This is a genomic window from Leifsonia sp. NPDC058292 (genome assembly GCF_042880955.1).
Taxonomy (GTDB): Bacteria; Actinomycetota; Actinomycetes; order Actinomycetales; family Microbacteriaceae; genus Leifsonia.
This window is the reverse complement of record NZ_JBHVYL010000030.1, coordinates 25669-46935: the sequence shown is the minus strand read 5'-3', so window position 1 is coordinate 46935 and position 21267 is coordinate 25669. Positions and strand designations below refer to the sequence as shown.

The window sequence follows — 21267 nt, the reverse complement described above, 5'->3', positions numbered from 1 at the left end:
CCCCCGGCCCATGCCGGAGGAGCGTTTTCGTGCTCGCAGGTGCGCAGTCGCTCAGCTGACGCCGAGGAGGTCGATCACGAAGATGAGGGTCTTGCCGGAGAGCTGGTGCCCTCCACCGGCCGGGCCGTAGGCGAGCGCGGGCGGAACCGTGAGCTTGCGGCGGCCGCCGACCTTCATGCCGGGGATGCCCTCCTGCCAGCCCTTGATGAGGTTGTTCAGCGGGAAGTTGATCGACTGACCGCGGCCCCACGACGAGTCGAACTCCTCGCCCGTCTCGTACTCGACGCCGAGGTAGTGCACGTCGACCTTGGAGCCGGGAGCGGCCTCCGCGCCGGAGCCTTCGACGATGTCGACGATCTCGAGGGTCTCGGGAGCCGGACCCTCAGGGGCGTCGACTTCGGGCTTCTGGTTGGTGTTTTCTGCCATGCCTCCATCCAACTCGTTCGTGCGCATCCGCGTCAAAGGCGTTCGCTGAGCGCGTCATCCCGGATGCCCATTCCTGAATTCGCTCTTGCGCTCACCCGCGAATGTTGGCACCCTGGAGGTAGATCACAGATCAACTCGTCGCCCGGGAGAGTCGCAGGCATCGCCGCACCACCGGGCGATGAGTCTGTTAACCGGCAGCTTCGTGTCGCGTCGCTAGACCCCTCGATGGAGCGACGGGCTCAGCCGAAGACTTTGCCGGGGTTGAGGATGCCGAGTGGATCGAAGACCGACTTCAGCTTCACCTGGAGGTCGTAGGAGTCGGGGCCGAGTTCATCCCCGAGCCAGCGGCGTTTGAGCACGCCGACGCCGTGCTCGCCGGTGAGCGTGCCACCGAGCTCGATCGCGGTGCGGAACATGTCGCCCGCCGCATCCCACACCTTCTCCGGCACCTCTTCGCCCGTGTAGACGAAGTTGGGGTGCAGGTTTCCGTCGCCCGCGTGCGCGACGGTGGGGATGGCGATGCCGTAGCGCTCGCCGATGCGTTCGATCGCCGCGAACATCTCGGGCATCTTCGACCGCGGAACCGACACGTCCTCGATCAGCACCTCACCTGTCGCTTCGAGAGCGGGGTGGAAGGCGCGTCGGATCGCGAGGAGCCGCTCTCCTTCCGCGGCGTCCGCGGACACTCGCACGGTTCCGCCGGATGCGCGGATGACGTCGGCCGCGGCCGCTGCATCCGTCGCCGAGCTCAGGCCGTCGAACTGGGTGAGGAGATAGCTGCCGCCGCCGGTCGCGCCGAACGCCTCGGCGATGGTCTGCTCGCCGAGGTACGCCGCGATGCGCTCCAGCGACGGGGCGTCGAGCAACTCCATCACGGCTGGGCGCAGCCGGGACGCCGTCACGGCCGCTGCCGCCGCTGCCGCGCTGCGCACATCCGGGAACAGCGCTCCGATGGTGGTCGCGGTGCCGGGCGTCACCGGGAGCACACGCACGGTGGCGCCGACGATGACGCCGAGCGTTCCCTCGGATCCGACGAACAGGGCCGTGATGTCGTATCCGGTGACCCCTTTCACGGTGCGGTGGCCGGTGCGGAGGAGCCTGCCGTCGGCGAGCACCACGTCGAGCGCGAGCACAGCCTCGCGGGTCACGCCGTACTTGGCGCAGAGCAGGCCGCCGGCGTTCGTGGCGATGTTTCCGCCGACGCTGGCGATGGCCCGGCTGGCCGGGTCGGGGGCGAACCAGAGCCCGAACGGTTCGAGGGCGGCGTTCAGGTCACCGTTGATGACACCCGGCTCGACGACGGCCAGCTCGTCCTCCGCCGAGATCTCGAGGATGCGGTTCATGCCGGCGACGCTCACGACGATGGCGCCGTCCGTGCCGTTCGCACCGCCGGCGAGCCCTGTTCCGGCGCCGCGCGGCACCACGGGAACCCGGAACTCGCTCGCTGCGCGCATCGCAGCCTGCACGTGCTCGACCGTCGTGGCGTTCACCACGGCCAGCGGACGGCCGGAGGCCACCCAGCCGGAACGATCGGTGCGCGCGGCCTCCAGGGTCGCCTCATCGGTGCTGAGCACACCGGCGGCGACCGCATCGTCGCCGAGAGCCGCCTTGAGCCAGTCGAGAACATCCATGGCCTTCACCTTAGGGATGCGGTGGTCGTGCCACCGAATCGGCACGACCGGTGATGTCCGAAAACCGCTATCGAATGTCGGTCGCCGGTGTCAGTCTTGACCCATGAGCACCACCGACAAGCTGGCCGATCCCGTCTTCGCCGAGCGCTACCGGGCGATGAGCGCGCGGGATGCCCGGTTCGACGGGCAGTTCATCACCGGAGTGCACTCCACGGGCATCTACTGCCGCCCGAGCTGCCCGGCGGTCGCGCCGAAACCCTCCAACGTGACGTTCTACCTCACTGCCGCCGCCGCGCACGAGGCCGGGCTCCGCGCCTGCAAACGCTGTCTGCCGGATGCCGTTCCCGGCTCCCCCGAGTGGAACGTGCGCGACGATCTGGCCGCGCGAGCGATGAGACTGATCGCCGACGGCACCGTCGAGCGGGAGGGCGTTCCCGGGCTGGCGAACCGGCTGGGGTACACGCCGCGTCACCTGGGCCGCGTTCTGGTCGCCGAGCTGGGGGCCGGGCCGCTGGCGCTCGCCCGCGCGCACCGCGCTCAGACCGCGCGCCTGCTGCTGGCGGGCACCGACCTCAGCATCACGGATGTGGCGTTCGCCGCCGGCTTCACGAGCGTGCGGCAGTTCAACGAGACGATGGCGGAGATCTACCGCACCACGCCGGGCGACATCCGCGCCGCCGCGAAGGGCAGGCCGGCCGCGCGGCCGCAGCCGGGAGAGACGCGGGAGGCTTCTCTGACGCTGAGGCTGCCCGCGCGGGCGCCGTTCGACGGCCGTGCGGTGCTCGACTTCCTCGGCGCCCGTGCTGTCGCCGGCGTCGAACTCGGCGGCCCGGGCACATACTCCCGCGCCGTCGACCTGCCGCACGGGCCCACGGTGGTGCACCTGAGCCTCGGCGGAACCGAGGCGTCGCCGCACGTGGTCTGCGAGGCTGCCCTCGGCGACGTGGCCGATCTCGCGCCCCTGGTGGCGCGCATCCGTCGCCTGCTCGATCTCGACGCGGACGCGCAGGCGATCGACGCCGCGCTCTCGTCCGACCCGGCGCTGGCTCCGAGCGTCGCCGCCGCGCCCGGCCGGCGGGTGCCGGGTGCCGTCGACGCCGAAGAGATCCTCTTCCGTGCGCTCATCGGCCAGCAGGTCTCCGTGCCCGCTGCCCGCACCGCACTGGCCCGGCTGACCGACGCGCTCGGCCGACCCATCGATCTCGGCGGCTTCACGAGGCTCTTCCCCGCCGCGGCGGACATCGCCGAGCACGGTCGGAATGTTCTCCGCGGGCCGGCCCGCCGCATCGACGCCATCGTCGGCACGGCCCAGGCGCTCGCAAACGGCGAACTCGTGATCGATGTCGGCGAATCGCGCGAAGAGCTGGAGCGCCGCCTGCTCGCACGACCGGGCATCGGACCGTGGACGGCCGGCTACGTGGCGATGCGCGTTCTCGGGAGCCCCGACATCCTGCTCACGAGCGATCTGATCATCCGGCAGGGCGCCGCGAAGCTCGGCCTGCCGGCCGAAGCGCGAGCCTTAACGGAGTACGGCGCGCGCTGGGCGCCGTGGCGCAGCTACGCCGGAATGCATCTCTGGCGCGCCTCTCAGGCGTAGGATCGCAGACGGACAAGTTCGGGTCGGTGAAGGAGGAACGGCAGGTTGCCTTCGATCACCGTCGTGATTCCGGCATTGAACGACGCCGAGATGCTCGCTCACAGCCTCTCCGACCTCGCCGCCCAGCTGCGCCCCGCCGACGAGATCATCGTCGTCGACAACGGCAGCACCGACGAGACGGCCGCCGTGGCCGCGGCGCACGGTGCGCGCGTCATCGAGGAGCCGGTTCGCGGAATCTGGCCCGCGGCGTCCGCCGGCTACGACGCGGCGACGGGCGACATCATCGCGCGTCTCGACGCGGACTCGCGACCGCCCGTCGACTGGCTGCTGCACATCGAGGCCGAGTTCGTCGACTCCCCCGAGATCAGCGTGCTCACCGGACCCGGGATCTTCTACGACGGCAACGCCGTGATCGCCGGGCTCGGCCAGGCGCTCTACATCGGCGGATACTTCTGGTCGATGGAGATCTGGCTCGGGCATCCCCCGATCTTCGGCTCGAACTTCGCGATGCGCCACGAGGTGTGGCAGCGGATGCGCGGCCGCGTGCACCGCGGACTCCGCGCCATCCACGACGACCTCGACCTGGCCATCCACCTCGACCCCGATCAGGTCGTGCGCTACGACGAACGGCTCACCGTCGGAATCTCGGCGCGACCGTTCTCCACCTGGCGCGGCTTCGGCCGCCGCCTCGGCTGGGCGTACACGACGCTGCGGATGCACCTTCCCCAGGAGTCGCCGTGGCGTCGCCGGTCGGCGCGCCGCCGGTGGGAAGAGGAGCACGCCGAGGAACTGCCGGGCGCGGTCGCCTGAGGCGGGCTCAGGTGACCCGGCAGTAGGTGGTCAGGTAGCCGATGCCGCCGACCGAGACGGTGACTGTCGAGTGGTCGCGCAGGAAGACCGGCGGTGTGCGCGAGTAGCCGGCGCCGCCGGGGCTGCCGGTCGAGATGAGTGTGCCGGGCTGCACCGTCGCCGAGCGGGAGAGGAAAGCGATGATCTCGGCGACCGACCGCACCATGTCCGCGGTCGATGAATCCTGCAGGATGCGGCCGTCGACGTTCGTCGTGAGCCACAGGTCCTGCGGATCGCTGATCTCATCGGCGGTCACGACGACGGGGCCGTTGGGGGTGAACCCGTCGAACGACTTGCACCGCGACCATTGCGCCTCGGAGAACTGCAGATCGCGCGCCGTGATGTCGTTGACGACCGTGTAGCCCCAGACGTAGTCGAGCGCATCCCTCTCCGAGACATCGCGCGCCGGCTTGCCGATGATCACACCGAGCTCGGCCTCGTAGTCGACCTGCGTGGTGAGGTCTTCGGGCCAGACGGTCGTGCCCTCGTGCCCGGCGAGCGAGTTCGGCCAGAGCGAGAAGACCGTCGCCGCCTTCTCGCTGCGCAGTTTCAGCTCGGAGGCGTGAGCGGCGTAGTTCGCACCGATCGCGATCACCTGCGGCGGGCGGAGCACCGCAGAGGCGTGCCGCAGCTCGCGGATGGGCGTGAGCGAGGTGTGCTGGGCGATCGCGTTGTCGACGACCGCCCGCGCGTGGGCGAGCGCCTCGTCCCCGCGTTCGATGAGGTCTTGGAGGTCGCGCGGTGCGTCGTCCATCACCTCTTCGAGGAAGAGGGCGCCGTCACCGATGACGGCTGCCAGACGCGGCGTCGGGTCTGATGTGGAGCTGAGGTGCGAGAATCTCACCCCTTCAGGCTATCGGGCGCGCTGCGTCGACGCGGACACTGCGCGCGAACGTCGGGCGCGTCGGCTAGCGTTGGAGCGTGTCCATCGGTGAGAGGCGACCGGGAGTCGCCGGAGGTGACGACGAGGCTGCGCGACTCGATGCCGGAATCCCCGACATCGACTGGTCCGTGGCCCCGGTCGGCGCGCAGTTCTCGACCTTCGACGCACCGAGCGGCGCCCTCGCCGTGGTCTCGCTCGGCGACCCGGCCGACCCGCGAGTGGTGCTGATCCCTGGCGTCACGGGGTCGAAAGAAGACTTCTACCTGCTCGCGCCCATCCTGGTGGCCGGCGGGTACTTCGTGCAGAGCTTCGACCTGGCAGGCCAATACGAGTCGGCGGATGCGGGACCGGTGCCCGGCGGCCATTACACGTACGAGCTTCTGGTGACCGACGTTCTCGCCTTCCTCCGCTCGGGCGAACCGGCGCACGTGCTCGGCTACTCCTTCGCCGGCGTGCTGTCGCAGCTCGCGCTGATCGAGCAGCCGCACCTGTTCCGCAGCCTGACCCTGCTCACGACGCCGCCGGAGCCCGGCCAAGCGTTCCGAGGGGTGCGGGTCATCGGCTGGCTGAGCTGGTTCCTCGGCGGAAGACAGGGCGCCGGCCTGATGATCTGGGGCATCGTCACCAACAAGAACAAGGTTCCGCCCAGCAGGCTGGCATTCGTGCGCTCGAGGTTCCGGCTGACCAGACGAGCGAGCGTCGACGACATCGTCGGACTCATGAAGCGGGTTCCGGATGTGCGCGAGCGCGTCGCCCAGAGCCGCGTTCCCGTGCTGGTCGCCACGGGCAACCACGACCTGTGGCCCACGCACCTGCACGCTGCGAACGCCCAGGCGCTCCGCGCCACCCTCGCGGTCTACACGACCGGCCACAGTCCGTGCGAGACGGCCCCGCACCAGCTCGGCCGCGACATGCTCGCCCTGTTCCACCGCGCCGAGCGCGCCGAACGCTCCTAAGACGGCGCGTGGCGCCAATCGTACGGTAGGGCCTCGCGGAGCTTCACCCAGCGCAGGAGGTCATCGTGCGCTCGGCCCGGCTGGGCAGGCACGCCGACGAGAACGTCGTCACCGTGATCGCGCAGGCGTTCCAGGCACACGCCGCAGGGGCTCAGCACGACCATCCTGTCGCCTTCCCGAGCGATACACACCGAGGCGAGGATGCGGCGGTCACGCTTGAACGCTTCGGCGAATGCTCCCAGTTCGTGGCAATAGTCGACGGCGGGATTGCTCGCCGGAGGTGACGTGCTCGTCACGATGCAGCCGTCGTCGAGCAGCACGCCGGCTGCTCCGTGGTCCCCCGTCGGGAAGCGGGCGTCGAGAAAGGCGCGGACCTCGCCGGCCAACCGGGTGAGCGGAAGGCCGACGGGGTCGAGGCCGAGGGTCACTCGCCGAGATCGATCGCGTTCGGAACGGTGGGGATGGCCGAGGTGATCGTCTCGATGCCGCTCAGCCGGGCCGGTGACAGGAGGCGGGTGACGTCTTCGCGGCTCATGAGCTTGGCGTCGACGACCATGTCGGCGACGTTGTTGCCGGTGAGCAGAGCAGCCTTGGCGAGAGTCGCCGCCGCCGCGTAGCCGATGTGCGGCATGAGCGCCGTGATCACGCCGACCGACGAACCGACCATCGCGCCCAACCGCTCCTCGTTGGCGGTGATGCCGTCGACGCAGTTGACGCGGAGGGTGTGGAAGCCCTGCGTCATCCAGGTGATGCTCTGCAGCAGCGAGTGGGCGATCACCGGCTCGAAGGCGTTCAGCTGCAGCTGGCCCCCCTCGGCCGCCATCGTGACCGTCACGTCGGCGCCGGCGACCGAGAACGCGACCTGGTTCACGACCTCCGGGATGACCGGATTCACTTTGCCCGGCATGATGCTCGAACCTGCCTGGCGAGGCGGCAGGTTGATCTCGCCGAAACCGGCCTGCGGCCCGCTGGACAGGAGGCGGAGGTCGTTGCAGATCTTCGACAGCTTGATGGCGCTGCGCTTCAGAGCGCCGGAGAACGACATGAAGGCGCCCGCGTCGCTCGTCGACTCGATGAGGTCGGGGGCGGTCTCGAGGTTGAGCCCCGTGATCTCGTTGAGGTGGCGCACGGCCGCCGAGGCGTAGCCCGGGTCTGCTGTGATGCCGGTGCCGATCGCGGTGGCACCCAGGTTGATCTCCGCGAGCAGCCATTTCGACTCGGTGAGCCGGGCGTGGTCTTCGGTGAGAGTGGTCGCGAAGCCGTGGAACTCCTGGCCGAGGGTCATGGGCACCGCATCCTGAAGCTGCGTGCGGCCGACCTTGAGCACGTGCCGGAACTCTTTGCCCTTCGCCGCGAAGGAGTCGCGGAGCAGCGCCAGCTCGTCGAGCAGGTGTGCGAGGGCGAAGGTCAGGGCGATCTTGATCGCCGTCGGGTAGGTGTCGTTGGTGCTCTGACTGCGGTTGACGTCGTCGATCGGGCTGAGGTACTGGTAGTCGCCCTTGGGGCGGCCGTCCAGTTCGAGCGCGACGTTGGCGATGACCTCGTTGGCGTTCATATTCGTCGAGGTGCCGGCGCCGCCCTGCATGACACCGACCACGAACTGGTCGTGGAAGCGGCCGTCGATGATGAGCTGGCAGGCGCGGTCGATGAGTTTCGCCTTGCGCTCGTCGAGCACCCCGATCTCGAGGTTGGCACGAGCGGCAGCCTGCTTGACGCTGGCCAGGGCGACCACGAGGTCGGGATACACCGAGATCGGACGCTTGGCGATCTGGAAGTTCTCGAGCGCCCGGGAGGTGTGCACCCCCCAATATGCGTCGATCGGAATGTCTCTGACGCCGAGAGAGTCGCTCTCGGTTCGCACCTCGCCCTCGGCGCTGGGCGCGGGAACGTCGGAGACGTTCTCACTGGCGTCCACGACCGGGATGGGGCGGGTCTTGGGTTCGTCCATGGTTGCTGCGGTGGGGGAATTCACGTTCGGCTCCGTTGCCTCTCGTTGTGCGTTGGCAGGATGAAGGTGTCGACCGTTCGTGGCCGTCGACCCTTCGAGCCTACCCCGCCCGCCTGCCCGCCGGGAGGGTGCCGGCCGTCAGCCGAGTTTGCGCAGGAGGCCGCGCGCGAACCTGTCTTTCGCGTCGGTGTACGGCGGGTAGATCAGCTTCATGGTGTCCGGCTTGAGGCTCTTCGTGAGCACGGCCTTCTCGTGGCTGAACGTGCGCAGCGAGTTCTCGCCGTGATACGAGCCGCTGCCGCTCTCGCCCACTCCCCCGAACGGCAGACCGGCGACCGCGAGGTGGGCGGCGGGAACACCGAACCCGACGGCCCCCGAGCTCGTCTCGGTGAGGATGCGCTTGCGCACGGCCGCGCTGGCGCTGAACACGTAGAGCGCCAAGGGTTTGTCGCCCGCCTTGATCACCGAGATCGCGTCGTCGAGTCCGGCGACCGTCACGATGGGAAGGACGGGGCCGAAGATCTCCTCCTGCATGACCGCCGCGTCGCGCGGCACGTCCGTCAGCACCGTCGGAGCGATGTACCGGGAGGCAGGATCGGTGACCCCGCCCACGACGGTGGTTCCCGCATCCAGGAGGCCCGCGAGCCGCTCGAACTGCCTCGCGTCGACGATGCGGCCATAGTCGGGGCTCGTCGCTGGATCGGCGCCGTAGAGGGCGCCGAGCGCTGACTCGAGCGCCTCCGCCAGCCGGCGCGACACGGCAGCCGTCGCGAGCACGTAGTCGGGCGCGACGCAGGTCTGCCCGGCGTTCATGAACTTGCCCCAGGCGATGCGCTCGGCCGCTGCAGCGATGTCGACGGTGTCGTCGACGTAGACCGGCGACTTTCCGCCGAGCTCCAGCGTGACCGGTGTCAGGTTCTGAACCGCCGCGGCCGCCACGATGCGCCCCACCCGGCCGTTGCCGGTGTAGAAGATGTGGTCCCAGCGCTGCGCGAGCAACTCGGTCGTCTCGGCGACACCGCCCTCGACCACGCTCACGGCGCGGGGATCGAGATACTGCGGAACGAGCCGCGCCATCGCGGCTGATGTCGCCGGCGCGAGCTCACTCGGTTTGAGCAGAACGGCGTTGCCCGCAGCTAGAGCGCCGACCAGGGGCGCCAGCAGCAGCTGTACGGGGTAGTTCCACGGCGCGATCACGAGCACGACACCGAGCGGTTCGCGCACGACGGATGCGCGCGCCGGCATCAACGCGCCTGGCACGCTCACCCGGCGCGGGCGCAGCCACCGCCGCAGGTGCTTGGCGGTGTGGTCGATCTCGCCGACGACGAAACCGATCTCGGCGATCTGCGACTCGGTGGGATTCTTCGCGAGATCCGCCAGCAGCGCATCCTCGAAGTCCGGCGCCCGTTCGACGAGCATCCGGCGCAGCGCCGCCAACTGCGCGAGCCGCCAGGACAGCGGCTTCGTGAGGCCGGAATCGTAAGAGCGACGGAGGTCTTCGACGGTCTGCGCCAGGGTCATGCGGCCATCCTACGGGTGCGCGGTCGGGCGGTACTCCAGGTCTTTGATGGCGTGCCCGAGACGCTCGCCGCGGCGCTCGAACCTCGTGACGGGACGGTCGGCCGGCCGCTCGACGAAACCGCGTTCGCCCGCCGCGTTGACGAGCCCGGGAGCCGCATCCAGCACCGTGAGCATGTGCTCGGCGTAGTCCTCCCAATCGGTCGCGAGGCGGAAGACTCCGCTCGGCTTCAGCACACGCACGACCAGCTGGGCGAACTCGGGCTGCACCAGCCGCCGGCTGCGATGGCGGTTCTTCGGCCAGGGATCGGGGAAGAAGAGCAGCACCTCGTCGACGCTGGCGGCCTGAAGGTGCTCGTCGAGCACCTCGACCGCGTCGTGGCGGATCACCCGGATGTTGGTGAGGCCGCGCACGTGCGCCTCGTTGAGAGCGTGGCCGACGCCGGAGCCGTGCACCTCGACGCCGAGGAAGTCGCGCTCAGGGTAGAGCGCGGCGAGGGCGAGCAGGTTCTCGCCGTTGCCGAAGCCGATCTCCACCACGCGCGGAGCCTTGCGCCCGAACACCTCGTCGAGGTCGAGCGCCGCCTCACCGAGATCGACGCCGTAGGTCGGCCACAGCTCGTCGAGCGCTCGCTGCTGCGCTTCTGTCTTGCGTCCGCGCGTCACGAAGCTGCGGGTTCTGGTGCTGTTCTCCACCCGACAAGTCTCCCCCACCTGACGCCCCTCGCGCGCATCGACGGTCTCCGCACGCATCGACGCCCTCCGGGAAGCCGTCCGGAGGGCGTCGAAAGGTGTGCGGGCGATGAGCGGCCTGCGGCGGTTACAGGAACGCGAACGGAAGGAACGCGAACCCGACGCCGACACCCACGACTGCAAGCAGCGCGACGAAGATCGCGCCGGCCAGCATCACGGCGTTGAGCACGATGCCCCAGACCGCCATCGTCTTGCTCGCCGGCTCGCGGGTGAGGGCGAGGATTCCGACGACGAGTCCGATGACCGGCGCGAAGAACGTCCAGCTGAAGACGATCGAGGCGAGTCCGAGCACGAGGCTGGTCACGCTCAGTGCCCTGCTCTCGGGCTGTGCGATGGGTGCAGGCGCCGCGGGCGGGGTCGCCGCATACGGTGTCTGCTGGTATCCGATGTTGGTCATGGTGGCGGGTCTCCTCGATTGTTTCTCGGTGACTCCGAGTCAACCGGATCGGCACGCACCGCACCATCGGGATATCCCCCGATTGCACTCAGGGGAACCCCCGAGTGGCGACCCTAGTGGGGCAGCACGGCCTCGATCGGCCCACGCGCGAAGTACACCAGGAAGCCGGCGGCCACGATCCAGAGCAGCGGGCTGATCTCCCGCGCCTTGCCGCCGAGAGACCGGATGAGCACCCAGCTGATGAATCCGACGCCGATGCCGTTCGCGATCGAGTAGGTCAACGGCATGACGATGATCGTGAGGAACACCGGCAGCACGCTCGAGAACTCGCTGAAGTCGATGTGACGGATCTGCACGACCATGAGCGCACCGACCACCACCAGAGCGGCGGCGGCGACCTCGAGGGGCACGACCTGGGTCAGCGGCGTGAAGAACATCGCGAGCAGGAAGAGCACGCCGGTGATGACGCTCGCGAAACCGGTCTTCGCGCCCTCGCCGATGCCCGACGCCGATTCGACGAACACGGTGTTCGACGACGCCGACGTGCCGCCACCGACCACGGCGCCGACGCCCTCGACGATCAACGCGGACTGCAGCCGCGGGAACGTGCCGTCTGGCGCTGCGAGATCCGCGCTGCGGGCCAGGCCCGTCATCGACCCCATCGCATCGAAGAAGTTGGTGAAGACGAGGGTGAAGACCAGCATGATGGCGGCCAGAGCGCCGATGCGGCCGAACGAGCCGACGAGGTCGACCTGGCCGACGAGTCCGAGGTTCGGCAGCGAGACGAGCGACGACGGCAGCTGCGGAACGGTCAGGTTCCAGCCGCCCGCGTTCTTGCCGCCCATCGACGGGCCGACGGGGGCGATGGCCTCGACGATGATCGCGACGACGGTGGCGGCGACGATTCCGATCAGCAGGGCGCCCTTGACCTTGCGGGCCATGAGAACACCCATGATCACGAGGGCGAGCAGGAAGATCAGGGTCGGAACGGTGGCGATCGAACCGGCTTCACCGAGCTGCACGGGCGGAGACGACATGTTCGTGCTGCGAACGAACCCGCTGTCCACGAAGCCGATGAAGGCGATGAAGAGCCCGATGCCCACCGTGATCGCGGTCTTCAGCTGCTGCGGCACGGCGTTGAAGATCAGGCGTCGAAGGCCCGTCGCGGCGAGCAGGACGATGATCAGGCCGTTGATGACGACGAGGCCCATCGCCTCCTGCCAGGTCAGGATCTGCACGACGTTCACCGCGAGGAACGAGTTGATCCCGAGGCCGGCGGCGAACGCGAACGGCAGGCGTGCCACCAGGCCGAACAGCACCGTCATGAAGCCGGCGCTCAAGGCCGTGACGGCCGCGAGCTGGCCCCCGTCGAGCGAGTGGCCCGCCACATCCGGGGTGCCGCCGAGGATGAGCGGGTTCAGGATGACGATGTACGCCATCGTCACGAAGGTGAGCACGCCGCCGCGCACTTCGGTGCCCCAGGTCGTGCCGCGTTTGGTGATCTCGAAGAAGCCGTCAAGGCGCCCGCGGAACGTCGGCGCGGGCGGAGCGGACTTGGTCGGTGCGGAAATGATCGTCTCCCGTAGTATCTCGTAAGGCTTTTCGTGCGCTGATCGCGACCGGACAAGCCTAAAGCCCCCTCGACGCGAAGGAAATCTATGGCTCTGCCCTGGAAGCTGCACGGTGACGGAAAGAACGTGGGGGCGGCCGAGGTCGTCCATCCCGGCGAACGGCTGACCTGGCCCCGCACGATCGGGCTCGGCGCGCAGCACGTCGTCGCGATGTTCGGCGCGACATTCCTCGTTCCGGTGCTCACACACTTCCCGCCGAGCACCACCCTGCTGTTCTCCGGCGTCGGAACGATCCTGTTCCTGCTCATCACCCGCAACCGCCTGCCCAGCTACCTGGGCTCGTCGTTCGCGTTCATCGCGCCGATCACCGCGGCAACGGCCAGCAGCGGGATGGGCAGCGCCCTGTTCGGGATCGTGGCCGTCGGGATCCTGCTCGCCATCGTCGGCGGGATCGTCATCCTCACCGGAACCGGGTGGATCGACGCGCTCATGCCGCCGGTGGTGGCCGGAGCGATCGTCGCCCTCATCGGGTTCAACCTGGCGCCCGCAGCGAAGAACAACTTCGTGCTCGCCCCGTGGACCGCGCTCGTGACGCTGCTCGCCGTGATCCTCTGCACGGTGCTGTTCCGCGGCCTGCTCGGGCGGCTGTCGATCTTCATCGGCGTCATCGTGGGCTACGTCTTCGCGGTCTTGATGGGCGAGGTCGACTTCTCCACCGTGGCGAAAGCCGACTGGATCGGACTTCCGCAGTTCGCGCTGCCGGCCAACCCGTTCGAGAACCCGGGGGCCACCTTCGGCATCCTGCCCGCCTTCCTGCCGGTGGTGCTGGTGCTGGTGGCCGAGAACGTCGGGCACATCCGTGGGGTGGCGCAGATGACCGACCCGTCGGTCAACAGGCTGACGGGTCGCGCACTGTTCGCCGACGGCCTCGCGACCACGATCGCCGGGTTCTTCGGCGGTTCGGGAACCACGACCTACGGCGAGAACATCGGCGTGATGGCCGCCACCAAGGTGTACTCGACCGCGGCGTATTGGGTGGCGGGCATCTTCGCGGTGCTGCTCGGGCTGTCGCCGAAGGTCGGCGCCGTGATCAATACCATCCCGCCGGGAGTGCTCGGCGGTGTCACGACGGCGCTCTACGGCCTCATCGGCATCATCGGTGTGAAGATCTGGCTCGACAACAAGGTCGACTTCTCGAAGCCGGTCAACCAGTTCACGGCGGCGACCGCGCTCATCGTGGGAATCGCCGACTTCACGCTGAACCTCGGACAGCTCACCTTCAACGGCATCGCGCTCGGCACCATCGCCGCGATCGTGGTGTACCACCTGATGCGAACGGTCTCCCGCCTGCGCGGCACCGACTGAGCCGCCGCGCAGCTGCGCTGGCCCGCTTGCGTCGCCGACTGTGCCCTTTCCCCACGAGTGTGGCCACTGCGGTCGAGCGTGCCAGGTGTGCCGGCCACACTCGACCGCACCGGCCACACTCGGCACGAACAGCCACACTCGCGGCACCGCAGCCGCCCAGAGGAAGCCCCACCGCATCCGCAAACGCCCAGCGCTCCACAGAAGCCCGAATGTGGCTACTGCGGTCGAGCGTGCCAGGTGTGCCGGCCACACTCGACCGCACCGGCCACACTCGGCACGAACAGGCGCACTCGGCGCGACGAGGCGCGCTCGGTGGGAAGAGCGCGGCTAGTGGTGGAAGAACGGGATGATCAGGTACAGCCCGTACAGCACGGCGAGGCCGCAGAGCACGAAGCAGGCGTAGGCGCCGGTGAGCGCGGCTCGTTTCTGGCCGTCGGTGAGCGGGTTCTTCTTGAGGGCTTTGTTGGCCTTCTTGAGAGCTTTGGCCGCCTGCTCCGGGGAGATGACGGTGATCGCGTCGGTGAACTCGGCCGGCTCGACGAAGAGCGCCCGGCCGGCGGCCGCGAGGAGGCGCGTGCCCGTGGCATAGAAGGCCACGACCACGCAGGCGCCGAAGAGCGACGAGGCGAAGACGATGAGGAAGGCGACCCAGTCGATCATGCTGACTCCTTCTTGGTGCCGCGCGGCTTCTTGAGCGGCTTGACCTTCTTGATCCTCACGGCGCGCCCGGAGGCCGCGACCTCGCTGGTGCCCTGCACGGGTGCGGGCGCGACGGCGTTCTCCGAGTGCACGCTGTTGCGGCGGGCGAGGATGAAGATCGTCACGATGATGGCCACGGCGAGCACGGCGTCGATGGCGATGCCGATCGGCCCGAAGCCCGCGAGCCAGGCGGCGATGGCGCCCACGATGGCGGCGGCGGGAAGCGTGAGCAACCAGCCGAGCGCTATCCGCCCGGCGGTGCCCCAGCGCACGGAAGAGCCGCGACGGCCGAGGCCCGAACCGATCACGGAACCCGAGGCGACCTGCGTGGTGGAGAGCGCGAAGCCGAGATGGCTGGAGGCGAGGATGGTCGCCGCCGTGCTGGTCTCAGCCGCGAAGCCCTGCGCCGGCTTGACGTCGGTCAGGCCGCGGCCGAGGGTGCGGATGATGCGCCAGCCGCCCGAATAGGTGCCGATCGCGATCGCGAGCGCACACGCGATGACCACCCACAGCTCAGGACCGGAGCCGGCCGACTGTGCACCGGCGGCGATCAGCGTGAGCGTGATGACACCCATGGTCTTCTGCGCGTCGTTGGTGCCGTGCGAGAGCGCGACGAGCGACGACGAGAAGATCTGACCGTAGCGGAAACCGCCGCGTCCATCCGGTCGCCCGTCGTAGCGGCGCGTGATCGCGTAGGCGAGCTTGGTGGCCGAGAATGCGACGACTCCGGCGGTCACCGGGGCGATGAGGGCAGGGAGGATGACCTTGTCGAGCACCACGAGGAAGTCGACGGAGCCGAACCCGACGCCGACGATCGCCGAGCCGATCAGACCGCCGAAGAGCGCGTGGCTCGAACTGGACGGCAGCCCGAACAGCCAGGTGACCATGTTCCAGATGATCGCGCCGACGAGCCCGGCGAAGATGAGCTCCGGCGTGATCTGAACTCCGCCGTCGCCCTCTTTGATGATTCCGCTGGAGATGGTCTTCGCCACCTCGGTGGAGAGGAAGGCGCCGACGAGGTTCAGGACAGCGGCGAGCGCGACGGCCACTTTCGGCCGCATCGCGCCCGTCGCGATCGGCGTCGCCATCGCGTTCGCGGTGTCGTGGAAGCCGTTCGTGAAGTCGAAGAACAGGGCCAGTGCGATGACCAGCACGACGATAAGGGTGAGATCCACCGGTGCCGGTGCCTTTCTCTCGAGAGCACAGTCTCGTGTCGGGACACAGTCCGTCCCGCGCCTGGTGTTAGCGGGGATTTCATGCAGATGACCTGGCGCTGTTAGGCAACCAGGACGATACTCACACGGCTGCCGGACCAGGTCAACTTGAGAGCCTCCGCGGCACGTCAGAGCCGGTCGACGGAGGTCACCCTCAACACGGCGAGTCCCTGCTCGGCCGACGCAGCGAGAAGCACGTCCGCCGCGATTCCCCAGTCGTGGTCTCCCGCAGGATCGGCGAGGATCTGCCGCACGCGCCAGACCCCTTGCGTGGCCGCCGCGCTCTCGTCGACGACGATCATGGCAGCGGAGCGGGCGGCCGCATCCGTGCCGATCGCGTCGTGGTCGGCGTAGTACGCCTCCAACGCTTCGTCCCAGTCCAGAGCGGTGAACGAGGGGGTCACGGCTCCGGCGAGCGCCGCGGCCTCGTTCTCGAGGGCGCCCAGCTGCTCCACCTGGTCGAGCGCAGCCAGCTGCACACGCCGGAACAGCTCGTTGCGCACCAGAATGAAGAACGCCCGGCGGTTGGTGGTCACGTTGCGCGGCGGTGGCGGGGCGATGTCGGCGCTCTCAGCAGCGTGGCGGGCGGCGTCGGGATGGATGAGCTCCTCCCATTCGTCGAGCAGGCTCGAGTCGACCTGCCGCACGAGCTCGCCGAGCCACTCGATGATGTCGCTGAGTTCGTCGGTGCGCGCCTCCAGCGGCACCGTCTGTCCGAGGGCACGGTAGGCGCCGGAGAGGTAGCGCAACACCACGCCTTCCGAGCGGGCGAGCTCGTAGAACGCGATGAACTCGCCGAAGGTCATGGCGCGCTCATACAGGTCGCGCACGACTGATTTGGGGCTCAACTCGAAGTCGGCGACCCACGGCTGGCTGCCCGCGTAGGTGATGAACGCCTCCTGCAGCAACTCCGCATGGGGTTTCGGATGCGTGACCGACTCCAGCGCCTCCATCCTCTCGTCGTACTCCACACCGTCGGCCTTCATGGCGGCGACGGCCTCGCCGCGCGCCTGGAACTGCTGCGCCGACAGCACCGGTCGCGGGTCGTCGAGCGTGGCCTCGACCACCGACACGATGTCGAGCGCGTACTCCGGGGATTCCACGTCGAACAGCTCGAATGCGGCGAGCGCGAACGGCGACAACGGCTGGTTGAGCGCGAAGTCGGGCTGGAGGTCGACGGTGAGCCGGATGCTGCCGCCGACGTTCTCGACGACGCCCGCCGTCACGAGCGTGCGGTAGATGCCGAGCGCTCGCCGGGCGAGGGCCAGTTGACGCTTCCAGGGCTCGTGGTTGTCGAACACGAGGGAGCGCACGTGCTGGAACACATCTCCGCCTCGGGCGACGACGTTGATCAGCATCGAGCTCGTGATCTGCATCGAGGAGACCAGGGTCTCGGGCTCGGCGTCGATCAGTTTGCGGAACGACGGTTCGCCCCAGGAGACGAACCCGTCGGGCGCCTTCTTGCGCACGATCTTGCGCCGCTTCTTGGGGTCGTCGCCTGCTTTCTCGATCGCCTTGATGTTGTCGCTCTCGTGCTCGGGGGCTTGCGCGACGACGGTGCCGGCGGTGTCGTAGCCCGCCCGCCCCGCGCGCCCGGCGATCTGGTGGAACTCGCGGGCGTTGAGCTGGCGCATCCGGGTGCCGTCGAACTTCGTGAGCGCCGTGAAGAGCACCGTGCGGATCGGGACGTTGATGCCGACCCCGAGGGTGTCCGTTCCGCAGATCACCCGCAGCACGCCGCGCTGGGCGAGTTGCTCGACAAGACGGCGGTACTTGGGCAGCATCCCCGCGTGGTGCACGCCGATGCCTTGACGCAGCAGCCGGGAGAGGGTCTTGCCGAACGAGGTCGTGAACCGGAATTCGGCGATCAGCTCGGCGATGGCGTCCCGCTGCTCCCGCGTCGCGATCTTCGCGCTCGACAGCGACTGGGCTCTCTCCAGAGCGGCGAGCTGCGAGAAGTGCACGATGTAGACCGGCGCCTGCCCCGTGCTCAGGAGGTCTTCGACCGTCTCGTGCACCGGAGTGACCTCGTAGTAGAAGTGCAGCGGTACCGGGCGCTCCACGCCGGTGACCACGGCCGTCTCCCGGCTGGTGCGTCGGGTGAGGTCGGCGGCGAGCTCCGTCACGTCGCCGAGGGTCGCCGACATCAGGATGAACTGCACCCGCGGCAGCGTGAGCAGCGGCACCTGCCACGCCCATCCGCGATCCGGGTCGGCGTAGAAGTGGAACTCGTCCATCACGACCTGTCCGACCGGGGTGTCGGCGCCTTGGCGCAGAGCGAGGTTGGCCAGGATCTCCGCCGTGCAGCAGATGATCGGCGCGTCGGCGTTGACCGAGGAGTCGCCCGTCATCATCCCGACGTTCTCCGCGCCGAAGATGTCGACGAGCGCGAAGAACTTCTCCGACACCAGCGCCTTGATCGGCGCAGTGTAGAAGCTTCGCCGGCCGCGGGCGAGCGCGGCGAAATGGGCGGCGACGGCCACCAGCGACTTGCCGGTTCCCGTTGGCGTGCTGAGGATGAGGTTCGCGCCCGACACGATCTCGATCACCGAGTCGTCCTGTGCGGGATAGAGGGCGATTCCGCCCGCCTCCACCCAGGTCACGAAGGTCTCGTAGATCGCGTCGTCGTCGACGCCGTTCGCGCCGTCACTCTGCGAGTTCTCGAAACCGGGGATGGCGCTCACCATCAGGGGCCGGGTCTGCTCGGACTGTTCTGCTGCTGCCATCGTGGTCCCAGCCTCCCACGTCGCCGCGGCGCCTTACGCCTGAGTCCCAGGTTGCGCCCCTAGCCTCGGCGCTATGACGTCGTTCTGGCGGCCGGCCGCGACCGGCGTGGCGAGTGTGCTCGCCGGAGTGGGCGCGGGCGAACTCGTGAGCGCGTTCTTCGTGCAGAACGGCAGCCCGGTGCTCGTCGTCGGCGCCCTGGTCATCGATCTGGTGCCCGCCTGGCTGAAAGAGGCCGTGATCGCCGTCTTCGGCACGGGCGACAAGGCCGTGCTGATCGTGAGCCTGGCGCTGGTGCTGCTCGTGGGCGCCGGCGTCGCCGGGTGGCTGGAGCACCTCCGCCCGCCGGTCGGCCGCATCCTCATCGCCGTGGGCGGAGCGGTCGGCGTGCTCGCGGCGCTGACGCGCTCGGGTGCTGGGCTTCTGGATGCGATCCCGTCCGTGATCACGGCCGTGGTCGGCATCCTCGTGCTCGGCGCCCTGTCCCGGATGCTGCGCGGCACGGCTCCGACGCGTGTCGCGCCGTCGGGCTCGGTCACCCGCCGGCGGTTCGTGACCGCGACGAGCGCGACGGCGGCCGGTGGCGCTCTGGCCGTGATCGTCGGGCAGGTGGTGGCGACCGGGTACCGAGCGGCGGCGACGGCCCGGGCCGCGATCCATCTCCCCCGAGCGGCGTCGACGGCCCCGCCCATCCCCGCCGGGGCCTCGTTCGACATCGCCGGCCTCTCCCCCGTCGTCACGCCCAACGCCGACTTCTACCGCATCGACACGGCACTCCAGATTCCGGGCATCGACCCGTCGAGCTGGCGACTGCGCATCACCGGAATGGTCGAGAACGAGATCGAGCTGACGTTCGCCGAGCTCCTGAAGCTTCCGCTGGAAGAGAGCACCACGACGCTCACGTGTGTGTCGAACGAGGTCGGCGGAAACCTGATCGGCAACGCCACCTGGCTCGGCTACCCGCTGCGCCACCTGCTGGCCCGCGCGAAGCCGACGGCGAAAGCCGACATGGTGCTCTCGCGGAGTCAGGACGGCTGGACGGCGAGCACCCCGATCGAGGCGCTCACCGACGAGCGCAACGCCATCCTCGCCGTCGGGATGAACGGTCAGCCGCTCCCCCTCGAACACGGCTACCCGGTGCGCATGGTCGTGCCCGGCCTCTACGGATACGTCTCCGCCACCAAATGGGTGGTCGAGCTGAACGTCACCCGCTTCGACGACATCACCTCGTACTGGACCGACCGCGGCTGGTCGCAGCGCGGCCCCGTCAAACTGTCGTCACGCATCGACGTCCCCGCTGCCGGGCGTCAGGTCGCGGCCGGAACCGTCGCCGTCGCCGGTGTCGCCTGGTCGCAGCACGTCGGCGTGAGCGCGGTGCACGTGCAGATCGACGGCGGCGACTGGCAGGCGGCCGAGCTCGCCGACGCGATCTCGGTGGACACCTGGCGGCAGTGGAAGTACGCCTGGGAGGCCACGAAAGGCAGCCACACCATCCGTGTGCGGGCCACGGATGCGAACGGCAAGGTGCAGACCTCCAAGGTCGCCGACGTGGTGCCCGACGGCGCCACCGGGCTGCACGAGATCAGCGTGTCGGTCTCCTGAGTCGTTAGCCTGAATCCATGTCGCTTCCGCCTCTCGTGCAGCCCGGACCCGAGCTCAGTCCGGAAAGACAGGACCGCTACTCGCGCACCACGCAACTGCCGGGCTTCGGGATGCCCGCCCAGCGCCGCATCCGCAACGCCCGGGTGCTCGTGGTCGGCGCGGGCGGGCTCGGCAGCGCGGTGATCCCGGCTCTGGCGGCCGCCGGCTTCGGAACGATCGGGATCGTGGACGCCGACCGCGTCGAACCGAGCAACCTGCCGCGCCAGAGCATCCACACGCCGGCCGATGTCGGGGCCGCCAAGGTGGCGTCGGCCGCTGCCGCCGTCACGGCCTTGGACGCCGAGACGACGGTGCGGATCTTCGACACGATGCTGACCGCGCAGAACGCCGCCGAAGTGTTCGACGGTTTCGATCTCGTGCTCGACGGCAGCGACAACTTTCCGACCCGCTATCTCGTGAACGACGCCGCGGTCCTCGCGGGCCTACCGGTCGTGTGGGGCGCCGTCGACCGGTTCGGCGGACAGGTCGGTCTGAGCTGGGCCGAGCAGGGGCCTCACTACCGCGACCTCTTCCCCGCACCGCCCGAACCGGGCACCGTGCTCAGCTGCGCGGAGGCCGGCGCGCTCCCGTCGGTGTGCGCGGTCGTCGGCGGCCTGATGGTGGGAGAGGCGATCAAGCTGGTGACCGGAACGGGTGACCCCCTCCTCGGACGGGTGATCGTGCACGACTCGTTGCGCGGCACGTTCCGCGAGCTGCGCTACGAACGCGATCCGCAGGGCGCACCGGTCGCGCCGCTCGCCGGTCGCGCTGCGTCCGCCATCGCGCCCGCCGATCTGCACGCCCGGCTGCTGGCCGGCGACAGCGTGACGATCGTCGACGTGCGTGAGCCCTGGGAGGCCGACATCGCCGAGATCCCCGGCTCCCTCCTCGTGCCGCTCGGCGTCGTGCAGCAAGACCCGCGCGGGCTCGCGGCGCGGCTCGGCGACGACGCGCTCGTGATCGTCTGCCACCACGGGCAGCGGGCGGAGGCGGCACGCGAGATCCTCGCGCAGGCCGGAGCCTCGGGCGTCGTGCTGACCGGCGGGATCGACGCGTGGGCGCGCGACATCGACGCGGGCCTGGCGCGATACTGAA

General features: G+C 69.2%; 18 protein-coding genes. 6 read left to right on the top strand and 12 right to left on the bottom strand.

Annotation, left to right across the window (positions count from 1 at the left end):
- Positions 1-51 precede the first annotated feature (51 nt).
- On the bottom strand, positions 52-426 hold the full coding sequence (locus tag ACFVWR_RS15040; RefSeq protein ID WP_387213640.1) for an FKBP-type peptidyl-prolyl cis-trans isomerase: 375 nt from the start codon (positions 424-426) through the stop codon (positions 52-54).
- Between the two features lie 239 nt (positions 427-665).
- The gene (locus ACFVWR_RS15035; protein ID WP_387213637.1) at positions 666-2057 is read right to left on the bottom strand and encodes an FAD-binding oxidoreductase; all 1392 of its coding nucleotides are present in this window, start codon (positions 2055-2057) and stop codon (positions 666-668) included.
- A gap of 103 nt (positions 2058-2160) precedes the next feature.
- Here ACFVWR_RS15035 and ACFVWR_RS15030 point away from each other — a divergent pair, with 103 nt between their 5' ends.
- Complete coding sequence (locus ACFVWR_RS15030; protein ID WP_387213634.1) at positions 2161-3654, top strand: AlkA N-terminal domain-containing protein; 1494 nt, start codon at positions 2161-2163, stop codon at positions 3652-3654.
- A 45-nt stretch (positions 3655-3699) separates the two neighbouring features.
- The gene (locus tag ACFVWR_RS15025) at positions 3700-4464 is read left to right on the top strand and encodes a glycosyltransferase family A protein (RefSeq protein ID WP_387213631.1); all 765 of its coding nucleotides are present in this window, start codon (positions 3700-3702) and stop codon (positions 4462-4464) included.
- Between the two features lie 7 nt (positions 4465-4471).
- Here ACFVWR_RS15025 and ACFVWR_RS15020 read toward each other — a convergent pair whose 3' ends face one another.
- Entirely contained in the window at positions 4472-5347 is an 876-nt protein-coding gene (locus ACFVWR_RS15020) for a fumarylacetoacetate hydrolase family protein (protein WP_387213628.1), read from the bottom strand.
- A 77-nt stretch (positions 5348-5424) separates the two neighbouring features.
- On the opposite strand from ACFVWR_RS15020, the gene ACFVWR_RS15015 reads away from it, so the two are divergent.
- Positions 5425-6342 (top strand): alpha/beta fold hydrolase, encoded by a 918-nt coding sequence (locus ACFVWR_RS15015; protein ID WP_387213625.1) that lies wholly within the window; start codon positions 5425-5427, stop codon positions 6340-6342.
- Here ACFVWR_RS15015 and ACFVWR_RS15010 read toward each other — a convergent pair.
- The 6 genes from ACFVWR_RS15010 to ACFVWR_RS14985 all read right to left on the bottom strand — a co-directional run bounded on the left by ACFVWR_RS15010 (position 6339) and on the right by ACFVWR_RS14985 (position 12532).
- The gene (locus ACFVWR_RS15010) at positions 6339-6770 is read right to left on the bottom strand and encodes a cytidine deaminase (RefSeq protein WP_387213622.1); all 432 of its coding nucleotides are present in this window, start codon (positions 6768-6770) and stop codon (positions 6339-6341) included. The two genes, ACFVWR_RS15015 and ACFVWR_RS15010, sit on opposite strands and share 4 nt — an antisense overlap.
- Positions 6767-8290, bottom strand: a complete 1524-nt coding sequence (locus tag ACFVWR_RS15005; protein WP_387213652.1) for an aspartate ammonia-lyase — start codon at positions 8288-8290, stop codon at positions 6767-6769. The genes ACFVWR_RS15010 and ACFVWR_RS15005 overlap by 4 nt, the downstream gene beginning before the upstream one ends.
- Before the next feature lie 138 nt (positions 8291-8428).
- Positions 8429-9811, bottom strand: coding sequence for an aldehyde dehydrogenase family protein (locus ACFVWR_RS15000; protein ID WP_387213619.1), 1383 nt, complete (start codon positions 9809-9811; stop codon positions 8429-8431).
- Between the two features lie 9 nt (positions 9812-9820).
- Entirely contained in the window at positions 9821-10504 is a 684-nt protein-coding gene (gene trmB / locus ACFVWR_RS14995; protein WP_387213616.1) for a tRNA (guanosine(46)-N7)-methyltransferase TrmB, read from the bottom strand.
- Between the two features lie 124 nt (positions 10505-10628).
- Positions 10629-10958, bottom strand: a complete 330-nt coding sequence (locus tag ACFVWR_RS14990) for a hypothetical protein (protein ID WP_387213613.1) — start codon at positions 10956-10958, stop codon at positions 10629-10631.
- Positions 10959-11071: 113 nt separating this feature from the next.
- Complete coding sequence (locus ACFVWR_RS14985) at positions 11072-12532, bottom strand: NCS2 family permease (RefSeq protein ID WP_387213649.1); 1461 nt, start codon at positions 12530-12532, stop codon at positions 11072-11074.
- Positions 12533-12616: 84 nt separating this feature from the next.
- Between ACFVWR_RS14985 and ACFVWR_RS14980 the strand changes: the two genes are divergently transcribed.
- Complete coding sequence (locus ACFVWR_RS14980) at positions 12617-13894, top strand: uracil-xanthine permease family protein (protein ID WP_387213610.1); 1278 nt, start codon at positions 12617-12619, stop codon at positions 13892-13894.
- 327 nt (positions 13895-14221) lie between these two features.
- On the opposite strand, the gene ACFVWR_RS14975 is transcribed toward ACFVWR_RS14980, so the two are convergent.
- From ACFVWR_RS14975 to ACFVWR_RS14965, 3 genes are all read right to left on the bottom strand, one after another.
- Positions 14222-14554 carry a peptidase gene (locus ACFVWR_RS14975; protein WP_387213607.1) on the bottom strand — a complete coding sequence of 111 codons (333 nt, stop codon included), beginning with the start codon at positions 14552-14554 and terminating at the stop codon, positions 14222-14224.
- Positions 14551-15768 carry an anion permease gene (locus tag ACFVWR_RS14970; protein WP_387213604.1) on the bottom strand — a complete coding sequence of 406 codons (1218 nt, stop codon included), beginning with the start codon at positions 15766-15768 and terminating at the stop codon, positions 14551-14553. Before ACFVWR_RS14970 ends, ACFVWR_RS14975 begins: the two co-directional genes overlap by 4 nt.
- Before the next feature lie 167 nt (positions 15769-15935).
- The gene (locus tag ACFVWR_RS14965) at positions 15936-18494 is read right to left on the bottom strand and encodes a DEAD/DEAH box helicase (protein ID WP_387213646.1); all 2559 of its coding nucleotides are present in this window, start codon (positions 18492-18494) and stop codon (positions 15936-15938) included.
- Between the two features lie 112 nt (positions 18495-18606).
- On the opposite strand from ACFVWR_RS14965, the gene ACFVWR_RS14960 reads away from it, so the two are divergent.
- Complete coding sequence (locus ACFVWR_RS14960) at positions 18607-20133, top strand: molybdopterin-dependent oxidoreductase (protein WP_387213601.1); 1527 nt, start codon at positions 18607-18609, stop codon at positions 20131-20133.
- Between the two features lie 17 nt (positions 20134-20150).
- A complete protein-coding gene (locus tag ACFVWR_RS14955; RefSeq protein WP_387213598.1) occupies positions 20151-21266 on the top strand; it encodes a ThiF family adenylyltransferase in 1116 nt (371 codons plus the stop codon).
- Position 21267: the final 1 nt, after the last annotated feature.

Excerpts from the sequence above, each read along its gene's own strand:
- ACFVWR_RS14990 (WP_387213613.1), bottom strand. The coding sequence starts at position 10,958 with ATGACCAACATCGGATACCAGCAGACACCGTATGCGGCGACCCCGCCC.
- ACFVWR_RS14980 (WP_387213610.1), top strand. The coding sequence starts at position 12,617 with ATGGCTCTGCCCTGGAAGCTGCACGGTGACGGAAAGAACGTGGGGGCG.
- ACFVWR_RS15040 (WP_387213640.1), bottom strand. The coding sequence starts at position 426 with ATGGCAGAAAACACCAACCAGAAGCCCGAAGTCGACGCCCCTGAGGGT.
- ACFVWR_RS15035 (WP_387213637.1), bottom strand. The coding sequence starts at position 2,057 with ATGGATGTTCTCGACTGGCTCAAGGCGGCTCTCGGCGACGATGCGGTC.
- ACFVWR_RS14960 (WP_387213601.1), top strand. The coding sequence starts at position 18,607 with ATGACGTCGTTCTGGCGGCCGGCCGCGACCGGCGTGGCGAGTGTGCTC.
- ACFVWR_RS15000 (WP_387213619.1), bottom strand. The coding sequence starts at position 9,811 with ATGACCCTGGCGCAGACCGTCGAAGACCTCCGTCGCTCTTACGATTCC.
- ACFVWR_RS15030 (WP_387213634.1), top strand. The coding sequence starts at position 2,161 with ATGAGCACCACCGACAAGCTGGCCGATCCCGTCTTCGCCGAGCGCTAC.
- ACFVWR_RS15005 (WP_387213652.1), bottom strand. The coding sequence starts at position 8,290 with ATGGACGAACCCAAGACCCGCCCCATCCCGGTCGTGGACGCCAGTGAG.
- ACFVWR_RS14965 (WP_387213646.1), bottom strand. The coding sequence starts at position 18,494 with ATGGTGAGCGCCATCCCCGGTTTCGAGAACTCGCAGAGTGACGGCGCG.
- ACFVWR_RS14955 (WP_387213598.1), top strand. The coding sequence starts at position 20,151 with ATGTCGCTTCCGCCTCTCGTGCAGCCCGGACCCGAGCTCAGTCCGGAA.
- ACFVWR_RS14975 (WP_387213607.1), bottom strand. The coding sequence starts at position 14,554 with ATGATCGACTGGGTCGCCTTCCTCATCGTCTTCGCCTCGTCGCTCTTC.